We start from the raw sequence: 19493 nt of genomic DNA, 5'->3' as shown, positions 1-19493 counted from the left end.
CTTATTACGGACGCCTTCTCGCGCAAGATCGTCGGCCACTATGTCCACGCCACCTTGCAAACCGAAGAAGTGGCCCGCGCGCTAAAAGCTGCACTGCGCTCGCGATCTGGGCGCCTGCCATTGATTCATCACTCCGACCGCGGAATCCAGTACTGCGCAAGCAGCTATCAAGCCCTGCACCATAAACATGGCCTGACTTACTCAATGACCGACGGTTATGACTGCTACCAGAACGCCTTGGCTGAAAGAATCAATGGCATCCTCAAGACCGAATACTTGCTGGCACCTCCCAAGGACCTTGTCGAGGCACGACGCATGGTTAAGCAGTCGGTAGACATCTACAACAACGAACGGCCACACCTGGCCCTGAAATACAAAACGCCCGACGAAGTGCATCGGGCGTCTTTGAGAGCGCAAGAATTTAGTGAATCTTGCTACGTTTGACTGTCAACCTATTTCAGGACTAGTCAAACATAAATGGTTTGAGCGGAACTATTTTAAGCTTACTCAAGGTCGGCAATTCGAGAGAATAGGGGGCTGCATCGTTACCGGATCGCGTGCCATGGCGCCAACGGTACACGAGATCAATTCGGACCGTAGCCGGCAGCCTCCTATGCGTTTGCGGCGCAATCATTGGCACTGATGCCGCATCATCTCCATGTGCCGCTCGCGCATTTCGATGGACATCCCCTGCATGTTCCGGTCCATCATTGCCTGTCGCGCCTGTTCTGTCGGGGCGTCCCGCATGCTCCGGTACATTGCGCACATGGACTCCTTGTCCATCTGTTGCATGCGTCCAGCCGCGGTGTTATTCCCCATCGTGCCGCAGCCGCCCTGGCTTCCCGTCATGCCGCTGTCCATCATTCGACAGCCAGCCTGGCTGCCCGCCATCGCGCCGCCCCCCATACCGCCCTGGGCGGCGGATCCGCCAGACGAATCTGGCGCTGTAATGTTCGACGATTGTCTTGGATGATGTTGGCCATGATCCTGGTCGCCGGACGGGCTAACGCAGGCAGCAAGGCTCGCCATGAAAACGAGTCGAGAGAGAATATTGATAGAAGAGTTCGTTTTGCCCGGCATGGTCGTACTCCTTATAAGATCTCATTGAAGAAAGTTCCGCTCGACTACTTTATCCAGACGCCCGTGCCGTTCCGCCAAGATGGTAAACGGGTCAGGGTCACAAGAGTCGGCAACTGAAGCAGGAAGGCGATCATGATAGTGATCAAGCCCAGGTGCTGGCTCTCGCTATGAAGCAAGCGCGGAATCGCCAAAACAGACGCCAAGCTCGCGCGCCGTGCGCACCGTATCGCCATCGACCGGGACGCGCCGGGTACGCCCGGCCACGTCGGCCAGTGGCACGGCGCCGATGGCCGGACCCTCCAGCGTCACCATGACACCCGACTGTCCCTGCGCCAGCGTTCGCACCGCCGCGGCGCCGAAGCGCGACGCGACGACGCGGTCGAATGCGGACGGACTGCCGCCGCGCAGCAGGTGGCCCAGCACCACATTGCGGCATTCCTTGCCGGTCAGCGCCGCCAGCCGCGCTTCGACCCAGGCGCCGATCCCTCCCAGGCGTTCGGCGCGGCCGGTCCCGGCCGCTTCCAGAACTTCGCGTTGGCCTCCGATCGGCAGCGCGCCTTCGGCCACGACCACGATCGAATGGCGCCAGCCAAGCGCGTCGCGTGCATGAATGGCGCCGGCCACGACAGCGGTGTCGAAGGGAATCTCCGGCAGCAGGATCGCATGGGCACCTCCAGCCATGCCCGCGTGCAGTGCAATCCATCCGGCGTAGCGGCCCATCACCTCGACCACCAGGACCCGGTGCTGGCTGTCGGCGGTGGTGTGCAGGCGGTCGATGCATTCTGTCGCGAAGCCGACCGCCGAGTCGAACCCGAAGGTCTGGAGCGTCCGGTCGAGGTCGTTGTCGATCGTCTTCGGCACGCCGACGACCCGCACTCCCTTGCGGTGCAGGCACTCGGCGATGCCCATCGAGCCATCGCCGCCGATTACCACCAGCGAATCGAAGCCGCGCTGGTGGATCAGGCTGGCCAGTTCGCCGCTACGGTCTTCCTCTGCCAGGCTGCCGTCGCTCCGCCTTACCGGATAGCGCATCGGATTGCCGCGGTTGGTGCTGCCGAGTATCGTGCCGCCGAGATGGCCGATGCCGTGCACGGACTGGGCCGACAGGCGCATGACCGGTTCCCCCAGGCATTCGGCGGGGGCGAGCAGGCCGTTGAAGCCGTCGCGGATGCCATGGCATTCCCATCCGAGGCGGCCGGCGGCCAAGACGACCGCACGGATCACCGCATTCAGGCCGGGCGCATCGCCGCCGCCGGTCATGAGAGCGAGGCGTGCAATGGGCGGGTCCATGGTTCGGGCCGACTACTGTTCGCGCGGGGCGATGCCGAGCGCACGCTCGACCTCGACCAGGTTGCGCACGGTCGTCACCACCGAGTCGGGGTTCAGGCTGATCGAATCGATACCCTGTTCGACCAGGTAGCGCGCCACTTCCGGGTAATCCGACGGAGCCTGGCCGCAGATGCCGACATGGCGGCCATTGCGCCGCGCGCCGGTGATGGCCTGGCGCAGCATCTCCAGCACGCCGGGGTCGCGCTCATCGAAGTCGAAGGCCACGATCTCGGAGTCCCGGTCCACGCCCAGCACCAGTTGCGTCAGGTCGTTCGACCCGATCGAGAAGCCATCGAACAGGCTGGCGAAGGCATCGATCTGGATTACGTTGTTCGGGATTTCGCACATGACGAACACTTCGAGCCCGTTCCTGCCGCGCTCGAGGCCATGCTGCGCCATCGCATTCAGCACGTCTTCGGCCTCCTTCACGCGGCGGCAGAAAGGTATCATCAGGCGCAGGTTGGTCAATCCCATTTCCTCGCGCACGCGCTTCATCGCACGGCACTCGAGGGCGAAACCCTCCGCATAGGCCGGGTGGGAGTAGCGGGCGGCGCCACGGAAGCCCAGCATCGGATTGGCCTCCTGCGGCTCGAAGCAGGCGCCGCCCATCAGGCTTGCGTATTCGTTGGTCTTGAAGTCCGACATCCGCACGATCACCGGTTTCGGCCAGAACGCCGCGGCGATCGTGCCGACCCCTTCCGACAGCTCGCGCACGAAATAGTCCGCCGGCGACGGATATTCATGCGTGAGCCGCTCGATCTCGGCCCGCACGTCCGGGTCTGTTACCTGTTCCGGATGGACGAGCGCCATCGGGTGGATGCGGATGTGGTCCGCGACGATGAACTCCATGCGCGCCAGGCCGACGCCATCGTTCGGCAGGAAACGTGTCCGGAAGGCGATTTCCGGATTCCCGATATTGACCATGAGGCGGGTGCGCGGCATGGCAAGCGCGGCCAGGTCGATGCTGGCCTGGCTGAACGGGACCCGGCCGCCGTACACATGGCCGACATCGCCCTCGGCGCAGGACACGGTCACCTCATCGCCGCTCCGGATCGCGGCCGTCGCGCCGCCGCAGCCGACCAGCGCCGGAACGCCGACTTCCCGGGCCACGATGGCGGCATGGCAGGTGCGGCCGCCACGGTCGGTTACCACGCCGGCGGCCGTCTTCATGACCGTTCCCCAGTCCGGCATGGTGGTTGCCGCCACCAGGATCTCGCCCGGTTGGAATTGTGCGAGCTGGCTGGCATCGCCGATGACGCGCGCCCTGCCGGAAGCAACCTTGCTGCCGACCGCACGTCCGGTGGCCAGTACCTGTCCCTTGCCATCGAGCCGGTATTCTTCGAGCCGGGTACCGGACTTGCGCGATGCGACCGTCTCCGGCCGTGCCTGGACCATGTAGAGCTTGCCATCGATGCCGTCGCGCGCCCACTCGATGTCCATCGGGACCGGATGTCCGGCGCGGGCAGAGTAGTGCTCCTCGATCCGCATCGCGGCCTCGGCCAGCTCGAGCACGCCGTCATCGTCGAGGCAGAAGCGCGCTCGCTCTTCGGGTGCGGTCGTCACGTTGCGTGTCGTCTCGCGGCCGCCGGAAGGCGCATAGACCATCCTCGCTTCCTTGCCGCCAAGGCTGCGGCGCAGGACCGTGCGCCTGCCGTCCCGCAGCAGCGGCTTGAACACATAGAACTCGTCCGGGTCCACCGTGCCCTGCACCACGTTTTCGCCCAGCCCATAGGCGCCGGTGATGAACACCACGTCGCGAAAACCGGTCTCGGTATCGAGCGTGAAGATCACGCCGGAGCAGGCAAGGTCGGAGCGCACCATCTTCATCACGCCGACCGACAGGTAGACCTTGAAATGGTCGAAGCCGTTCTCGATGCGGTAGACGATCGCGCGGTCCATGAACAGGCTGGCGAAGCAGCGGCGGATGCTGTCGAGCAGCGCGGTTTCGCCCGCGACATTCAGATAGGTTTCATGCTGGCCGGCGAAGCTGGCGTTGGGCAAGTCCTCCGCGGTGGCGGAACTGCGCACGGCCACCGTGAGTCCTTCGCCGTACTCGTCGCGAAGCCTGCGCCAGGCCTGCAGGATCCCTTCTTCCAGCTCGGGCGGCAGCGGTGCGCGATAGACGATTTCGCGCGCGTGCGCGGCGCGGCGCGCGAGGTCGGTCACGTCGGCCGGATCGACACCGTCGAGCGCCGCGTGCAGGCGCTCCCACGCTCCGGCGCGGTCGAGCGTGGCCTTGTATGCCGCGGCGGTGACGGCGAAGCCGTTCGGCACGCGCAGGCCCTGGGCGCCCAGCTCGCGGTACATTTCGCCGAGCGATGCATTCTTGCCTCCCACCAAGGGCACATCGGCGATCCCCAGTTCCGAGAACCAGCGGATGAATTCGCGTCGAGTCTCCATGGCGTCGTCCTCTCGTGGCAGATCGAATGCCTTCCTATCGTAGCAGAGGCGCGGCGTCACTCATACTGCGCTGCCGAAGCCAGTAGGCGGCAATGATGTCAAGTCGCTACATCCATTAACGATTTGACCTAGCTCAAACAAAATTTATTTGGCTGCGTCTAGCCTGAGTTCGGGTCTGCAGCCTGACGCGTTGCGGAACGGGCTTGGGAGTACGTCTTTCCCGCATCACTGCACCAGACATGAACCGATCACCTGCTGGCCATCCGTGTCATCCGCCTTCGCCTATCACCCTGATCCGTTCGTTTTCGTTCTGCACGGGCATCGAGAACAGCGCTCCCGTCATCCGGGGCCCCGACGGGGAGCGGTGCAGGATCGACCAGATGAAGGCTTCCGGCCATGATGTCCGGTGGCGCGAGGATTTCCAGCTCGTGCATGAACTTGGCTTGCGCTGCCTGCGCTACGGGCCTCCATACTATCGTACGCACCTCGGCCCGGGTCGATACGACTGGTCGTTTACCGACGACACCTTCGCCGAGCTCTCCCGGCTGGACATCACGCCGATCGCCGACCTGTGCCACTTCGGCATTCCCGACTGGCTCGGCAATTTCCAGAATCCCGAATTTCCACGTTATTTCGCCGAGTATGCGGAGGCGTTCGCACGCCGTTATCCCTGGGTCTGGCTCTACACCCCGGTGAACGAAATGCTGGTCACGGCCGAGTATTCCGCGCTGCGCGGTTTCTGGAACGAGCGGCTCTCCAGCGGCCTGGCCTTCGTGACCGCTTTGTCGAATATCGTGGAAGCGAATATCCGCGCAAGCGAAGCGATTTGCCGGCACTGCTGTCCCTGGTTCGTGCAGAGCGAGGCAACGCGCTATTACCATCCATATAACCCGGATGCCGCCGCCCACGCCGAATACTGGAACGCGCACCGTTTCCTCTCGCTCGACCTCAATTACGGAAAAATGCCGGGGGCGAGCATGGTGAACTACCTCTTCGAACACGGGATGTCGCCTTCCAGGCTCGACTATTTCATGAAACGCGACATCCGGTCTTCGTGCATCATGGGCACCGATTACTACGAGGCGAGCGAACAGGTCGTCTTCCCGGACGGGCGTACCGACGGATCGAACGTGCTGGGATACTACGGCCTGACGAGGCAATACCATGATCGCTACCGGTTGCCGATCATGCACACGGAGACCAACCAGGTCGAGCGATCGAACGCCGCGTTCTGGCTGGAGCGCCAATGGGCGAACGTGCTGCGCCTGCGTCAGGAAGGTTATCCGGTGATCGGATTTACATGGTACAGCCTGACCGACCAGGTCGACTGGGATATCGACCTGCGCGAACGGCGCGGTCAAGTCACGGAAAACGGTCTGTTCGATATGGATAGGCGTATCCGCCGGGCCGGGGTGGAGTTTCGCCGTATCGTCCGTGACTGGAGCGAAGCGCTGGCCGGCGGAGTCGGGTTCGGCAGCGCCTCCCTGGACCGCGGCTAGGCCGGCACGAGGCTTATTCAATCCCGAAGCGCCGTATCAGCCATGACTTGACCGCCTGGGTCAGGATCGCATAGGCGACGAGAACGGCGGCCAGTCCCCACCAGTAGGACGATGGGGGCGGTGCGAACCCGAGTACCGCCGCCAAAGGCGACCAGGGCAGCCACAGGCCGGTTGCGCCTACCAGCAGGCTGGCCACCAGCAGCGGCAGGGAAGGCCGGTTGGCGAGCGAAGGGAGGGTGCTGGTCCGGATCACGTAGACGATCAGGGTTTGCGACAGCAGCGATTCGACGAACCATCCCGTCTGGAACTGAGCAGGGTCGTGCGCCGGCGCCAGCACGAACCAGAGCAGGCCGAACGTCGCATAGTCGAACAGTGAACTGATCGGCCCGAAGCAGAGGACATAGCGGCGCAGGCTGCCGACTTCCCAGCGCCGCGGCCGGGCCAGGTAATCCGGATCCACCCGGTCGGTCGTCAACGCCGTCTGCGAGCAATCGTACAGCAGGTTGTTCAGCAACACCTGGACCGGCGCCATCGGCAGGAAGGGCAACAGCACGCTGGCCCCGAGCACGCTGAACATATTGCCAAAGTTCGAACTTGCGCTCATGCGGACATACTTGACGATGTTCCCGAACGCGGTGCGGCCGGCGAGGACGCCTCCGGCTACCGCGACCAGGCTTTTCTGGATCAGGATCAGGTCTGCCGATTCCTTGGCGATGTCGGCGCCGGTGTCGACCGAGATGCCGACATCGGCCGCCTTCAAGGCAGGGCCGTCGTTGACGCCATCGCCAAGGAAACCGACGGCCCGGCCTGCCCATTGCAGGCTGCGGATCACGCGGGTCTTCTGTTCCGGCGCCAGTTTTGCGAAGACATTGGTCTGCATTGCCTGCCTGCCCAGTTCCTCATCGCTCAGCCGGTCAACCTGGGTACCATCCATGGCGGTGGCGGCGTCGATACCGACCATTTTGCATACGTGGCGGCAGACCGCGAGGTTGTCGCCGCTGAGTACCTTGACCGCGACGCCGGCACGCGCCAGGGCCGTGATCGCCGCCGGCGCGGAGTCCTTGGGCGGATCGAAGAAAGCGATATAGCCGACCAGGACCAGGCCACGCTCGAGCGCGGGATCGGTGAGCCTGTCTTCGTTCGCATCCAGCAGGCGATAGGCAATTGCGATGACGCGCAGCCCGTCCTCGTTCAGGCCCTGGACGACGGCTCCGAGTTCACCGGCATGGCTGCTTTCGAGCGCACCTGGCTCGCCTTCGCGTTCGGCGCTCGCGCAGACACACATGATTTCCTCGACGGCCCCCTTGCAGATGATGACCCGCTGGCCATCCGGCCGTGCGAGCACCACGGACATGCGCCGGCGCCTGAAGTCGAAAGGGACCTCCCCGACCTTGCGCCAGTCCAGGTCCGCCCGCAGGCGCGCGTGGACGTTGGCGTGCTCGAGAACGGCGTTGTCGAGCAGGTTTTTCAACCCGGTCTGGTAGAAACTGTTCAGGTAAGCATAATCGATGACGGTCTCCGACTCCTTGCCGGAGATGTCGACGTGCTTTTCAAGGACCACGCGATCCTGGGTCAGGGTACCGGTCTTGTCGGTGCACAGGACGTCGATCGCGCCCAGGGTCTGGACGGCCCCCAGACGCTTCACGATCACCTGGCTCCCGGCCAGCGCGAGCGCGCCGCGCGCGAGGTTGACGGTGACGATCATCGGCAGCATTTCGGGCGCCAGCCCGACGGCCACGGCGGTGGCGAACAGCAGGGCTTCCCGCAAGTCCCCCTTGCTGGCCCAGTTGAGCAGCAGGACGAGAGGCGCCATCACTAGCATGATCCTCAGCAGAAGCCCGACGACCCGGTCGATCCCCCGGTCGAAGTCGGTGCGCTCGCGCGCCGTCGCCAACGCTGCCGCGACCCTGCCGAAGCTGGTCGCGGCGCCGGTCGCCACGACCACGGCCCGTGCGCTACCGCTCGTGACGTGTGTGCCCATCAGGCCGATGTTGGCGAATCCGGCAGGCGAACCGTCATCGCCGACGGGGCCGGCGCACTTTTCCACCGGCAGCGATTCGCCGGTCAGCGAGGACTGGTCGACGAACAGGTCGACGGCCTCGAGGAAGCGCACCTCGGCGGGAATGGGGTCGCCCGCGGCCAGCAGCACGATATCGCCCGGCACCAGCTGTTCCAACGGATGCTCGACCGCCGCGCCGCCAGGCCGCAGCACCCGGACCGTGGTCCGTACCATCGCGCGCAAGCGCTCGACCGCGCGGTCGGACCGGTATTCCTGGACGAATCCGAGAACGGAGGACAGGACCACGATGACGGCGATGACCGCGGCGCTGATCCGCTGGCCGGTGACCATGTCGATCGCGGCAAGGCCGAGCAGCAGGAGGGGTAGCGGGCGTGCGAACTGGCCGAGGAAAGCGAAGGCGGGGGAATGCCGGTGCCGGTCGGAGACCAGGTTCGGACCATGGCTTGCCAGCCTGGCGCTGGCCTCGGTCGCGGACAGTCCGTCCGGACCGGTTTCGAGAAGGCGCAGGGAAGCGCCGGCGTCGAGCCTGGCGATCGACGCCAGGTCTTCACGGATGAGGGCGGCCCTCGGAGGTGGCGTCCTCAATGTGCAAACAGCACCGGGATCGCGGCGTCCGCCAATACCGTCCGGCTGGCGCCGCCAATGCACAGCTCGCGGAATTTGCCGTGGCCGTAGCACCCCATGACGAGCATGCCGCAGCCCAGCTCTCCTGCCAGCGCCAGCAGCTCCCGGCCGGTATCGTGCCGGGTGGTACGGACCAGCATGTGCGGTGCGACGTGGTGGCGCTTGAGGTAATGCTTCAGCTCTGATTGCTCGGTTTCGAATTCCACTCCGGCAGCTTCTGCCCCTGCCAGCGCGACCACGGTGACGCCGGCTGCACGGCGCAGCAGCGGGGCGGAGGCGCTCAGCGCGAACGCTGCTTCCTTGCCGCCATCCCAGGCCACCAGCACCTTCGGGTTATGCCAGGGGGCCGGGTCGGTGCGCGGCACCACGACCACCGGACGGGCGCAATTGAGGATCAGGTATTCCGGCAGGCGGACGGCCATGTCCGGCATCGATTCGGCCGGGTCGTCCTGGCTGATGACGACCAGGTCCGCGAAGCGCGCCATCCGGGCCAGGCCATCGTCCGCCTGGTCGCATACGAAACGCTGTTCGTGGCGCACTTCCATCTGGCTGGCGATCTTCGTGAATTTCGCCAGTGCCTGCGCCGCGTGGTCGGCCAGCGGCTGGAAGTAGCTCGCGCTGAGTGTATCCTGCCGAGTCTCGTAGCCATCGGGGAAGATGGTCCTCGATACACCGAGCATTGCAACACCGATCAGGTCGGCCCCGGCAGCGCGCGCCACCGATGCGGCGTAACGTATGCGTGCGGGGGCGTGGACCGATTGATCGACGTGCACCAGAATGGTCTTGAGCATGGCGTCCGGCTTCCTGGAATGGCACTGAATCGGTATCGAACCTTCAATGGGCCAGCAGCACGGGCACCGGAACACGCCGCAATACGGTGCGGCTGACGCCCCCCAGCAGTATTTCACGGTAGCGTGAGTGACCGTAGCATCCCATGACCACCAGGTCGGCCTTCCGGTTTTCGGCCAGGACCAGCAAGGCGCTGCCGACTTCCGCGCGGGCATGGTGCCGGTGCACGTCGACATTGACCTTATGCCTGGAAAGGAAATGCGCCATGTCAGTCGCATCCCGCGGCGAACGGGCACTCGAGCTTTCCTCGTCGAACAGGACAACCTCCACCTCCTTCGCGCGCGCCAGGAACGGCAGCCCCAGGCGTACGGCGCGTGCCGCCTCCGGACTCGCATTCCAGGCCACCAGGACGCGCTCGAACGCGGGCGTATGTGTCCCGCCATGCGGCAGCACCAGCACTGGGCTCGGCGAATTCATTGACACGTATTCCGGGATGCCGGCGCCCGCGGCATAGCCGGAGGGCCCCGGGACTGTCGGGCCGACGATCGCCAGGTCGGCGTACAGGGCCTGGATCGCGAGGCCCATGCCGGGCTCGTCGTCATCGATGCGGTTCTCGAACGACGCGACGCCGGCCTTTCGGGCCATTGCATCGAATTGCGCGGCACGCTGCTCGGCGGCCTCGCGCAGTTCGCCGAACAAGGGCGTCAGGTCGCCCAGCTCTACCCCGGGCAGGAGGGCCTCGCGGATGAAGCGGGAGAGCCCCGTCTGCGTCACCCCGATCAGGTGGGCCTGCTGGGCATTCGCGAGCTGGGCGGCGAACATCACGCGATCGGACGAGGCTGGGGAATCGTCGACGTGAACAAGAATCGTTTTGTAATCCATGATCGGCATCCTGGATGCGTGGCCTGGGCGATTGTCAGCGGCCGGTTTCGCCCGCGGCCAGGGCCTGCACCAGCTGGGCTGCCTGTGGATTGCTCGATTTGCCGCCGATAATGTCGCTGGCGGACAGGGCATGGCGATAATAGGCGTTGTTGAGATTCTGGCTGAAGCGTACACCGTTCAATTCCACCGTTGCCGCATTGCCGAATAGTCCTTTGGTGTCTGACCAGGCGATGACATCGCCAGCGCCGGCGCCCGCCGAGCGCTCCGCCATCTTGCTCCAGTTAATGACCGTCAGGCCGGCGCTGGCGCTCAGCGACACGGTGGTTTTCTTGAGAAACGCGTCGATGGCCTTCTGGTTATTCAGCAGGAAGGCGAGCATGCCGCCTTGCGCGCCGACCTGCAAACCAAGGCTCAGTCCGCCGGTGTTGTAGAAGACCGGTTGCGACCAGCTGCCGTCGTCGCGCCTGACGACCAGCAAGCCCGCTCCGCCTTCCGCGCCGATGGCGGCGGCCGCGCGTTTGTAGGAAGGTACGATGAAAAGAGCCTTGGCCGCCGCCAGCAGCGATCGCATGCGGGGATCCATTTCCAACCGGCGGACCACGTTGACGGCGTCCGAGACGTGATGTTCGGCGGCAGTCATCTGGCGGTCGGCGGACGCGGTCGTGTCAGTGCTGGCGGGGCGATTGTCCTGCGCAACGACCAGTCCAGGGCTTGCCAGCAGCAGGGCGACCACGAATCGCAGGGCGTTTTCGCTTATTGCATCCATTGCGTACTCCTTTACGCAGGAAGATTGGGTAAGGTCAATGCTAGCCCTCCGGGATACGGCTCCGGTATGACTCAGATCAAGAAACATATTCAAGATCTCTGGCGAGAACTCCCTTATTCATGGCAGTCCGATTTGATTTGCGTCATACCTGCCGCCACGAACCCGCTCTTATAGTGGTAAGTATTGATATAACGCTAGGTTCTCTGTCATGGGACGTCCTGCGGGCCTCAACGTCCGGCGTGGCGCCCGCTCAATGCGGGCAGGACGATGATGAGCAAAACACTGATGAAGCGCATCGCCGCGGGCTTGGCCGTACTGCTGCTCGCGGCGGGCGGCGCCAACGCCTGGCGGATATCGCGGCAGCAAGGACCTGGACCTGGATTTGTCAGCGGAAACGGCAGAATCGAAGCGGTCGACATCGACATCGCCACCAAATTGCCGGGACGGGTAACCGAGGTTCTCGCCGATGAGGGCGATGTGGTAACGGCGGGCCAGGTGCTTGCGCGCATGGATGCCAGCTCCCTGCATGCCCAGAAAAGCGAGTCGCTTGCACGCGAGCAGCAGGCGCGCGATGCCGTGGCCGGTGCCCAGGCTCAGCTCGCAATGCGGCGCAGCGACCTCGCCGCGGCAGCGGCCCTGGCGGCGCAGCGCGAGAGCGAACTCGACGCGGCGCGCCGGCGTCTGGCGCGCTCCACCGTGCTTGCGCAGGCCGGCGCCGCGTCCTTGCAGGAACTGGATGACGACCGCGCCCGTACCGCCGGCGTCGAGGCCACGCTGCGCGCGGCCCTCGCCCAGATCGACGCCGCGCGCGCCGCCGTCGCCGCGGCCCAGGCGCAGGTCGTGCAGGGCCGTTCCGCGGTCGAGGCCGCCGTCGCCACGACCGCCAGGATCGATGCCGACCTGCGTGACGAGCAGCTTGTGGCGCCGCGCGCCGGCCGCGTCCAGTACCGCGTGGCCCAGCCGGGTGAAGTGCTGGGGGCGGGCGGCAAGGTTCTCAACCTGATCGACCTCACCGACGTCTACATGACCTTCTTTGTTCCCGAGACCGCCGCAGGGCGCATAGCGCTCGGCACCGAAGTGCGGCTGGTGCTGGACACCGCGCCGGGCTTCGTCGTCCCCGCCACTGTCAGCTACGTCGCCAGCAGCGCGCAATTCACGCCCAAATCGGTCGAGACGGCGAGCGAACGCCAGAAACTGATGTTCCGTGTAAAGGCCCAGGTCGACCGGCGCCTGCTGGAACGCTACGCCGACCAGGTCAAGGCAGGCGTACCCGGGGTTGCCTGGATACGCCTGGATCCGGCCCGGCCCTGGCCTGCGGAACTAGCGCTGCGGAGCGTGCCGTGAGGGACGCCGGAGCGGCGCCGCCGGTGGTGCGGCTGACGGGGCTGGGGTTGCGGTATGGGGCCGTGCATGCCCTCGACCGGATCGACCTCGCCCTGCCCAGCGGTCGGATGAGCGCCCTGATCGGGCCGGACGGGGTCGGCAAGTCGAGCCTGCTCGCAACCATCGCGGGCGCGCGCCGGGTCGAGGAAGGGAGGCTCGAGGTGCTGGGCGGCGACATGACGGACCCCCGCTTCCGTACGGCTATCTGTCCACGCATTGCCTACATGCCGCAAGGGCTGGGGCGCAATCTCTATCCGAGCCTGACGGTGGAGGAGAACCTGCAGTTCTTCGCGCGCCTGTTCGGCCTGGAGGCGCAGGAGCGGCGCGCGCGAATCAGGCTGCTGGCGGCCAGCACCGGGCTGCTGCCGTTTCTCGGACGGCAGGCGGGTCAGTTGTCGGGAGGGATGCGGCAAAAACTGGGTTTGTGCTGCGCTCTGGTGCACGACCCCGACCTGCTGGTCCTGGACGAACCCACCACCGGTGTCGATCCGCTTGCGCGCACCCGGTTCTGGGACCTGATCGCCGCGATACGGGACGCCCGGCCCGGCATGAGCGTCGTGATCGCCACCGCCTACATGGACGAGGCCCGCCGGTTCGACTGGCTGGTGGCGATGGACGCCGGGCGTGTCCTGGCGTGCGGGACGCCGGACGCGCTGCTCGAGAGGAGCGGCAGCGCCACCCTGGAGCAGGCCTTCATCGAGCTGCTGCCGGCGCAGCGGCGCATCGGCTACCGGCCACTGGTTTGGCAGCCGATCCGGGCGGGCGCGACCAGCGAAGTCGTGATCGAGGCCCAGGGACTGTCGCGGCGTTTCGGCGATTTCGAAGCCGTGAAGGATGTCAGTTTCCGGATCGCGCGTGGAGAAATCTTCGGTTTCATCGGTTCCAACGGCTGCGGCAAGACGACCACCATGAAAATGCTGACCGGGCTGTTGGCGCCCAGCGCGGGGAGCGCCCGCCTGTTCGGACAGGCCGCCGGCGTATCCGGTGCGCAGGCGCGTCGGCGGGTCGGCTATATGTCGCAGGGCTTTTCGCTTTACCAGGAACTGACGGTGCGGCAGAACCTGATGCTGCACGCGCGCCTGTTCGACCTGTTCGAAGAGCAGGCCGAAGCGCGCTGCGCCGCGCTGGCCAGGCGCTTCGGCCTCGGTTCCCTGCTCGACAAGCTGCCAGGCAAGTTGCCGCTCGGCGTACGCCAGCGCCTGTCGCTTGCGGTGGCCATGGTGCATGCCCCCGAGGTGCTGATCCTCGACGAGCCGACCTCGGGCGTCGATCCGATCGCGCGCGACCGGTTCTGGCAGGAGCTGCTCGACCTGTCGCGCAGGGACGGGGTGACGATCTTCATCTCCACTCACTTCATGAATGAGGCCGAGCGCTGCGACCGCGTGGCATTGATGCACGGCGGCCGGGTGCTTGCCATCGGGACGCCTGACGGGCTGCGGCGCGAACGAAGTGCCGGCAGCCTGGAAGCCGCGTTCATCGGCTGGCTGCGCGACGCCGCACAGGACGATATGCAGGCCGCGCCGCGCCTGCCGGCGGCCGGCGCAGCGCAGCGCGGCAGCTGGCTGCGGCGCGCAGCCAGCTATGCCTGGCGCGAAACCCTCGAGCTGCGGCGCGACCCGGTGCGTGCAGCGCTGGCGATGTTCGGTTCGCTACTGCTGATGATCGTGATCGGCTATGGCATCAGCATGGATGTGGAAGAATTGCGCTTCGCGGTGCTGGACCGGGACCAGACCGCGCTCAGCCGCGACTACGTGCTCAACCTGGCAGGCTCGCGCTACTTTGTCGAGCGCCCGCCGCTTACCAGCTACGACGATATGGACGCCAGGATGGGTTCCGGCGAACTTTCGCTGGCGATCGAGATTCCTCCGGGTTTCGCGCGCGAGGTCGCGCGCGGCCGTCCCGCGCAGATCGGCGCCTGGATCGACGGTGCGATGCCGGTGCGGGCCGAAACCGTTCAAGGCTATGTGCTTGGCATGCACCAGGAATGGCTGGGCAGCCGGGCGCTCGAGGCCGGAAATGGCATGACGCCGGCCGCCGCCAGCATCGAAACACGGTTCCGCTACAACCCGGATGTTCGCAGCCTGCCTGCAATGGTTCCCGGGATTATGGCGCTGCTGTTGCTGATGCTGCCGGCGATGCAGGCGGCGCTGGCCGTGGTGCGGGAAAAGGAGATGGGCTCGATCGTCAACCTGTACGTCACTCCGGTCCGGCGCAGCGAGTTCCTGCTCGGGAAACAGGCGCCTTATGTGATGCTGGCGATGGTGAACTTCGTGCTGATGGCGGCGATGGCGGTCGCCGTGTTCCAGGTTCCACTCAAGGGCAGCGCGGCGGCCCTTTCGGTGGCGGCTCTGCTGTATTGCATCTGCTCGACCGGAATCGGCCTGCTGGCGTCGAGTTTCACCCGCAGCCAGATCGCTGCACTGTTCTTCACCATGATCGGTACCATCGTCCCGGCCATCCAGTATGCCGGCCTGATCAACCCCGTGGTTGCGCTGGAAGGGGTCGGGCGGGCATTCGGCGAAGCGTATCCGGCCTCGCACATGCTCACCATCAGCCGCGGCGTGTTCGGGAAGGGACTGGGCCTGGCAGAACTCGCGCCCGATTACCTTGCGCTGGCGGTCGCCGTCCCGATCATCCTCGGCCTGGCGATCGTGGCCTTGCCAAAACAGGAGCGCTAGCGTGATCGCCGTTTCCCTGCGCAAGGTCTGGCGCCTCGGCATCAAGGAATGGTGGAGCCTGGCGCGTGACCCGGTCATGCTGCTGCTGATCGTGTACACCTTCACCGCTGCCGTCTATATCGCAGCGACCGCGCAGCCGGACACGCTCAGCCGCGCGGCGCTCGCGATCGTCGACGAAGACCAGTCTCCCTTGTCCCTGCGGCTGCGCTCGGCCTACGTGCCGCCGCAGTTCATGCCGCCCGATCTGATCACGCTGGAGCAGGCCGACATGCGCCTGGACCGCGGCCGCGCGACCTTCGTGCTGGTGATCCCGGCCGGCTTCCAGCGCAGGGTGCTGGCGGGTCGTCCGGCCGAACTGCAGCTGAATGTGGATGCGACCCGGATGAGCCAGGCTTTCACCGGCAGCGCCTACGTCCAGCAGATTGCCCTTGGCGAGATCGCTACCTTCTTGCAGGGTGTGCGCGAGCAGGCTGTTCCTCCCGTCGACCTCTCGGTGCGCGCCCGTTTCAACCCGGCACTGGCGCCTTCCTGGTTCGGCGGACTGGCGGAATTGATCAACAATATCACGATGTTATCGGTGATCCTGACCGGGACGGCACTGATCCGCGAGCGCGAACACGGCACCGTCGACCACCTGCTGGTGATGCCGGTGCGGCCGCTCGAGATCATGCTTGCCAAGCTGTGGTCGATGGCGGCCGTCGTGCTGCTGGCCACGCTGGTGGCGCTGCTGGGCATCGTGCGCGGCCTGCTGCACGTACAGGTCGGCGGATCGGTGCCCCTGTTCCTCGCCGGCGCCGCCTTCCACCTGTTCGCAGTGACTTCGCTCGGCATCCTGTTGGCGACGCTGGCGCGCAGCATGCCGCAGTTTGGAATCCTGGTGGTGCTGGTGCTGCTGCCGCTGGAGATGCTGTCGGGCGCGACCACGCCGCGCGAAAGCATCCCTTACGTGCTGCGTGAACTGATGCTGGCGGCGCCGACCACCCATTTCGTCGAATTGAGCCAGGCCATCCTTTTCCGGGGAGCAGGGCTGGACGTGGTATGGCCGCGGTTCCTGTTCTTGGCGGCGATCGGCGCCGTCCTGTTCGGGGTGTCGCTGGCCAGATTCGGGGCGGCGATGCGCCAGCAATGATACGTCGCCGTTGGCAGCGCAACTGTTCTCATGAGGAGGAAAGATATGGAAAGGCTGGCTGTGGTAACGGGCGGGACCCGCGGTCTTGGCAGGGCCATCGCGTCGGCATTGCGCGAACGCGGCTGCCGCGTCGTGGCAACGTGCCGTAGTGAAGGGCCGGAAGCGCGCCGGATGGCCGAGGAAACAGGTGTCGCCGTCGAGTACTGGGATGTCGCGGACCTGGAATCCTGCCGCGCCGGCATGGCACGCGTCCGCGACCGGCTGGGACCGGTCGACATCCTGGTGAACAACGCCGGGGTCACGGCGGACGCCATGTTCCACAAGATGAGCGAAACCCAGTGGTGGGACGTGCTACGCACCAACCTTGGCTCGATGTACAACATGACGCGCCAGGTGATCGAGGACATGCGCGAGCGCCGCTACGGCCGCATCGTGAACATCAGTTCGATCAACGGGCGCAAGGGGCAGGCCGGACAATCGAATTATGCGGCAGCGAAGGCAGGCATCCTGGGCTTTACCCGTTCCTTCGCGCTGGAGAATGCCTCGCACAACATCACTGTCAACGCCGTTGCGCCCGGCTATTGCGAGACCACGATGGTCGCTGCGGTCCGCCCGGAGGTGCTGCAGGCCATCGTGGCCGGGATTCCGGTCGGCCGGCTGGGGACGCCGGACGACGTCGCGCGAATGGTGGCCTTCCTGGCCGACGATGCGGCCGGCTTCATCACCGGGGCCACCTTCGATGTGAATGGTGGCCAGTACCTGGGTTGAGAGGCCGCCGAGGCTGCGATGGACATATCGATGACAGCAATGGTCCTGGACGCCCCCGGCAAGCCGCTGCGCCGGGAGTGCCGTCCGGTGCCACAGCCGGAAGGATACGACGTCCTGCTCCGGGTCATGGCGTGCGCGGTCTGCCGTACCGACCTGCACATCGTCGACGGCGACCTGCCGCCGCACCGTCTGCCGCTGGTGCCGGGCCACGAGATCGTGGGCGTGGTCGTGGCATGTGGCGCGTCGGTCAGGCGCTGGCGTCCCGGCCAGCGGGTCGGCGTGCCCTGGCTTGGTGGCACCTGCGGCGGATGCGACTACTGCCGCAGCGGGCGCGAGAACCTGTGCGCGCAGGCATGCTTCACTGGCTACGACCGGGACGGCGGCTTTGCCGGCTTCACGCTGGCCGACGAGCGCTACTGTTTCTCCCTGCCGGATGCCTACGATGACCTGCACGTCGCGCCGCTGCTGTGCGCCGGCCTGATCGGCTACCGGGCCTACGCGGCGGCAGGCCAGGTTCGGCGGCTGGGGCTGTACGGTTTTGGCGCCGCCGCCCACCTTGTCGCCCAACTCGCTCTTCAGGAAGGACGCGACATCCTCGCGTTCACCCGCCCGGGCGATGCGCGCTCCCAGGCATTCGCACGGTCGCTCGGTGTCCGCTGGGCCGGATCGTCCAGCGACCTGCCGCCGGAGGAACTCGATGCGGCGATCCTGTTCGCGCCGGCGGGCGAACTGGTGCCTTCCGCGCTGGCGGCAACCGCCAGGGGCGGCACGGTAGTCTGCGCCGGTATCCACATGAGCGACATACCGGCATTTCCCTACCGCCTGCTGTGGGGCGAACGCTGCCTGCGTTCGGTGGCGAACCTGACGCGGGCCGACGGCGAAGCCTTTTTCTCGCGCGTTGCGCACGGCCAGCTCAAGACCAGTGTCGTTGCCTATCCGCTGGCGGCGGCGAATCAGGCACTCGACGATCTGCGCTCCGGGCGGATCGATGGCGCCGCGGTGCTCGTGCCGTGAACCGCAGCATCATGCGACCGCCTGCCGGCCAGCACGACCTGGTTGCGGCCACCGCTCTTGGCCTCGTAGAGTGCCGCGTCTGCTTCCCGCAGCAGGGTTTCCCAGTCCGGCTGGCGGCTGAATACACTGATGCCAATGCTCACGGTACAACGTAAATCCTGCGGCGCGCCCGGGATATGGACGTTTGCAAAGGCGTTTCGCATGCGCTCGGCACAGATCCGCGCCTCTTCCGCGTCGGCCTCGGGAAGCACGCAGACGAATTCTTCGCCGCCGACCCGGCCAACGTAGTCCGTGCTACGCAGGGTTCTCATGCATGACGCCGCCAGCGCACGGATCACGGCATCGCCTACCGCGTGCCCATGCTGGTCGTTGACGCGCTTGAAATGGTCGATATCGAGCATCGCGACCGCCAGGGGTCGTTGATGGCGTTGCGCCAGCGACAGGTCGTGCCGGGCCAGCTCCGTCAGGTAAGCACGCGACAGGGCACCGCTCAGGTTGTCGTAGCGGCATGCACGCAGCAGCTGGCGCTCGCGCGACCATGCTTCATGGCGCAGGCGCAAGGTTGCCGCACCGAGCGCAACGGCGAGCAGTGGAGCGGCGATGGCGAGGCACCAGATGGCGAACGCGGCGGAGGAAGGGAGCATCAACACACCGGTGGCCGCACAGAGCAGTGCGGTCGGCGCGAGGATGCGCACGCACGGTCCCGGACGTGGCTCGATCATGCCGGCGGCAACCATCCAGACAAACAGGACCGGCATGCCTTGCAGCAGACCATCTGCGACAGGTCGGGCGCTGATGACAAGCGCTGCGGCATGCAACATGTAGACGAAGGAGGCACGGCCAGCCAACGAAGGCCCGGAGCGCGGCATCCGGTAGGCGAAAGAGGCGAGCGCGACCAGCGTGAGGCGGAGCGCGAGGCTGGCCGGTGTCTGCTCCGCATCGACCGCGAAGCTCCACATGCCTGCAACCAGGACGCTGATGCCGAATATAGCGCAGAAGCTCGGAAGCAGTCGCCGCAGGTAACGCTGCGAGCGGCGTTCGAAGAGGCGCCGAGTGTCGGGCGACGCCAACGGCGTGGCATGGGTGGGCGTTTCCGCCGTCTGCACTTCCTGTATCGAAGGCATCGCAGTCC

At 65.9% G+C, this 19493-nt stretch carries 16 protein-coding genes; 7 read left to right on the top strand and 9 right to left on the bottom strand.

All coding sequences use genetic code 11. The annotated features are described in order from the left end of the window. Window positions 1-444 (top strand): transposase (locus AC3A6M_RS14585; RefSeq protein ID WP_487853437.1); only part of this gene is annotated, 444 nt, incomplete at its 5' end. A gap of 186 nt (window positions 445-630) precedes the next feature. Here AC3A6M_RS14585 and AC3A6M_RS14580 read toward each other — a convergent pair. From AC3A6M_RS14580 to ppsA, 3 genes are all read right to left on the bottom strand, one after another. Beyond that, a complete protein-coding gene (locus AC3A6M_RS14580; RefSeq protein WP_487853436.1) occupies window positions 631-1080 on the bottom strand; it encodes a hypothetical protein in 450 nt (149 codons plus the stop codon). Window positions 1081-1245: 165 nt separating this feature from the next. Further along, window positions 1246-2370, bottom strand: coding sequence for a 6-phosphofructokinase (locus AC3A6M_RS14575; protein ID WP_487853435.1), 1125 nt, complete (start codon window positions 2368-2370; stop codon window positions 1246-1248). A gap of 12 nt (window positions 2371-2382) precedes the next feature. Then, a complete protein-coding gene (ppsA, locus tag AC3A6M_RS14570) occupies window positions 2383-4809 on the bottom strand; it encodes a phosphoenolpyruvate synthase (RefSeq protein WP_487853434.1) in 2427 nt (808 codons plus the stop codon). 380 nt (window positions 4810-5189) lie between these two features. Here ppsA and AC3A6M_RS14565 point away from each other — a divergent pair, with 380 nt between their 5' ends. Then, complete coding sequence (locus AC3A6M_RS14565; RefSeq protein WP_487853433.1) at window positions 5190-6308, top strand: family 1 glycosylhydrolase; 1119 nt, start codon at window positions 5190-5192, stop codon at window positions 6306-6308. 13 nt (window positions 6309-6321) lie between these two features. Here AC3A6M_RS14565 and mgtA read toward each other — a convergent pair whose 3' ends face one another. The 5 genes from mgtA to AC3A6M_RS14540 form a co-directional block, all read right to left on the bottom strand. Further along, window positions 6322-8913 (bottom strand): magnesium-translocating P-type ATPase, encoded by a 2592-nt coding sequence (gene mgtA, locus AC3A6M_RS14560; protein ID WP_487853432.1) that lies wholly within the window; start codon window positions 8911-8913, stop codon window positions 6322-6324. Then, a complete protein-coding gene (locus AC3A6M_RS14555; RefSeq protein WP_487853431.1) occupies window positions 8910-9743 on the bottom strand; it encodes a universal stress protein in 834 nt (277 codons plus the stop codon). The genes mgtA and AC3A6M_RS14555 overlap by 4 nt, the downstream gene beginning before the upstream one ends. Window positions 9744-9786: 43 nt before the next feature. Further along, on the bottom strand, window positions 9787-10623 hold the full coding sequence (locus AC3A6M_RS14550) for a universal stress protein (RefSeq protein WP_487853430.1): 837 nt from the start codon (window positions 10621-10623) through the stop codon (window positions 9787-9789). Window positions 10624-10657: 34 nt separating this feature from the next. Continuing rightward, window positions 10658-11389 (bottom strand): lipid-binding SYLF domain-containing protein, encoded by a 732-nt coding sequence (locus tag AC3A6M_RS14545; RefSeq protein ID WP_487853429.1) that lies wholly within the window; start codon window positions 11387-11389, stop codon window positions 10658-10660. Between the two features lie 227 nt (window positions 11390-11616). Beyond that, entirely contained in the window at window positions 11617-11898 is a 282-nt protein-coding gene (locus tag AC3A6M_RS14540) for a hypothetical protein (protein ID WP_487853444.1), read from the bottom strand. Here AC3A6M_RS14540 and AC3A6M_RS14535 point away from each other — a divergent pair. The 5 genes from AC3A6M_RS14535 to AC3A6M_RS14515 are packed head-to-tail and all read left to right on the top strand — an operon-like array spanning window position 11792 to window position 18361. Beyond that, window positions 11792-12733, top strand: coding sequence for an HlyD family secretion protein (locus tag AC3A6M_RS14535; protein WP_487853443.1), 942 nt, complete (start codon window positions 11792-11794; stop codon window positions 12731-12733). The two genes, AC3A6M_RS14540 and AC3A6M_RS14535, sit on opposite strands and share 107 nt — an antisense overlap. Further along, window positions 12730-15450: a ribosome-associated ATPase/putative transporter RbbA gene (gene rbbA / locus AC3A6M_RS14530; RefSeq protein WP_487853428.1), complete on the top strand. Its 2721-nt coding sequence runs from the start codon at window positions 12730-12732 to the stop codon at window positions 15448-15450. Before AC3A6M_RS14535 ends, rbbA begins: the two co-directional genes overlap by 4 nt. Window position 15451: 1 nt before the next feature. Continuing rightward, entirely contained in the window at window positions 15452-16579 is a 1128-nt protein-coding gene (locus AC3A6M_RS14525; RefSeq protein WP_487853427.1) for an ABC transporter permease, read from the top strand. Window positions 16580-16609: 30 nt separating this feature from the next. Further along, window positions 16610-17347 (top strand): acetoacetyl-CoA reductase, encoded by a 738-nt coding sequence (phbB, locus tag AC3A6M_RS14520; RefSeq protein ID WP_487853426.1) that lies wholly within the window; start codon window positions 16610-16612, stop codon window positions 17345-17347. 30 nt (window positions 17348-17377) lie between these two features. Continuing rightward, a complete protein-coding gene (locus AC3A6M_RS14515; RefSeq protein ID WP_487853425.1) occupies window positions 17378-18361 on the top strand; it encodes a zinc-dependent alcohol dehydrogenase family protein in 984 nt (327 codons plus the stop codon). On the opposite strand, the gene AC3A6M_RS14510 is transcribed toward AC3A6M_RS14515, so the two are convergent. After that, window positions 18301-19485 (bottom strand): GGDEF domain-containing protein, encoded by a 1185-nt coding sequence (locus AC3A6M_RS14510; protein ID WP_487853424.1) that lies wholly within the window; start codon window positions 19483-19485, stop codon window positions 18301-18303. The two genes, AC3A6M_RS14515 and AC3A6M_RS14510, sit on opposite strands and share 61 nt — an antisense overlap. Window positions 19486-19493: the final 8 nt, after the last annotated feature.

Source organism: Telluria sp. Soil_C_11, assembly GCF_057657395.1.
This window is presented reverse-complemented; position numbering and strand designations above follow the sequence as displayed.

What these genes read in the sequence shown, in the direction of transcription:
- AC3A6M_RS14565 (WP_487853433.1), top strand. Translation starts at nt 5,190, where the DNA reads ATGAAGGCTTCCGGCCATGATGTCCGGTGGCGCGAGGATTTCCAGCTC.
- AC3A6M_RS14510 (WP_487853424.1), bottom strand. Translation starts at nt 19,485, where the DNA reads ATGCCTTCGATACAGGAAGTGCAGACGGCGGAAACGCCCACCCATGCC.
- ppsA (WP_487853434.1), bottom strand. Translation starts at nt 4,809, where the DNA reads ATGGAGACTCGACGCGAATTCATCCGCTGGTTCTCGGAACTGGGGATC.
- AC3A6M_RS14555 (WP_487853431.1), bottom strand. Translation starts at nt 9,743, where the DNA reads ATGCTCAAGACCATTCTGGTGCACGTCGATCAATCGGTCCACGCCCCC.
- AC3A6M_RS14580 (WP_487853436.1), bottom strand. Translation starts at nt 1,080, where the DNA reads ATGCCGGGCAAAACGAACTCTTCTATCAATATTCTCTCTCGACTCGTT.
- AC3A6M_RS14545 (WP_487853429.1), bottom strand. Translation starts at nt 11,389, where the DNA reads ATGGATGCAATAAGCGAAAACGCCCTGCGATTCGTGGTCGCCCTGCTG.
- AC3A6M_RS14550 (WP_487853430.1), bottom strand. Translation starts at nt 10,623, where the DNA reads ATGGATTACAAAACGATTCTTGTTCACGTCGACGATTCCCCAGCCTCG.
- AC3A6M_RS14575 (WP_487853435.1), bottom strand. Translation starts at nt 2,370, where the DNA reads ATGGACCCGCCCATTGCACGCCTCGCTCTCATGACCGGCGGCGGCGAT.
- AC3A6M_RS14515 (WP_487853425.1), top strand. Translation starts at nt 17,378, where the DNA reads ATGACAGCAATGGTCCTGGACGCCCCCGGCAAGCCGCTGCGCCGGGAG.
- AC3A6M_RS14540 (WP_487853444.1), bottom strand. Translation starts at nt 11,898, where the DNA reads ATGCGCGCAAGCACCTGGCCCGCCGTTACCACATCGCCCTCATCGGCG.
- phbB (WP_487853426.1), top strand. Translation starts at nt 16,610, where the DNA reads ATGAGGAGGAAAGATATGGAAAGGCTGGCTGTGGTAACGGGCGGGACC.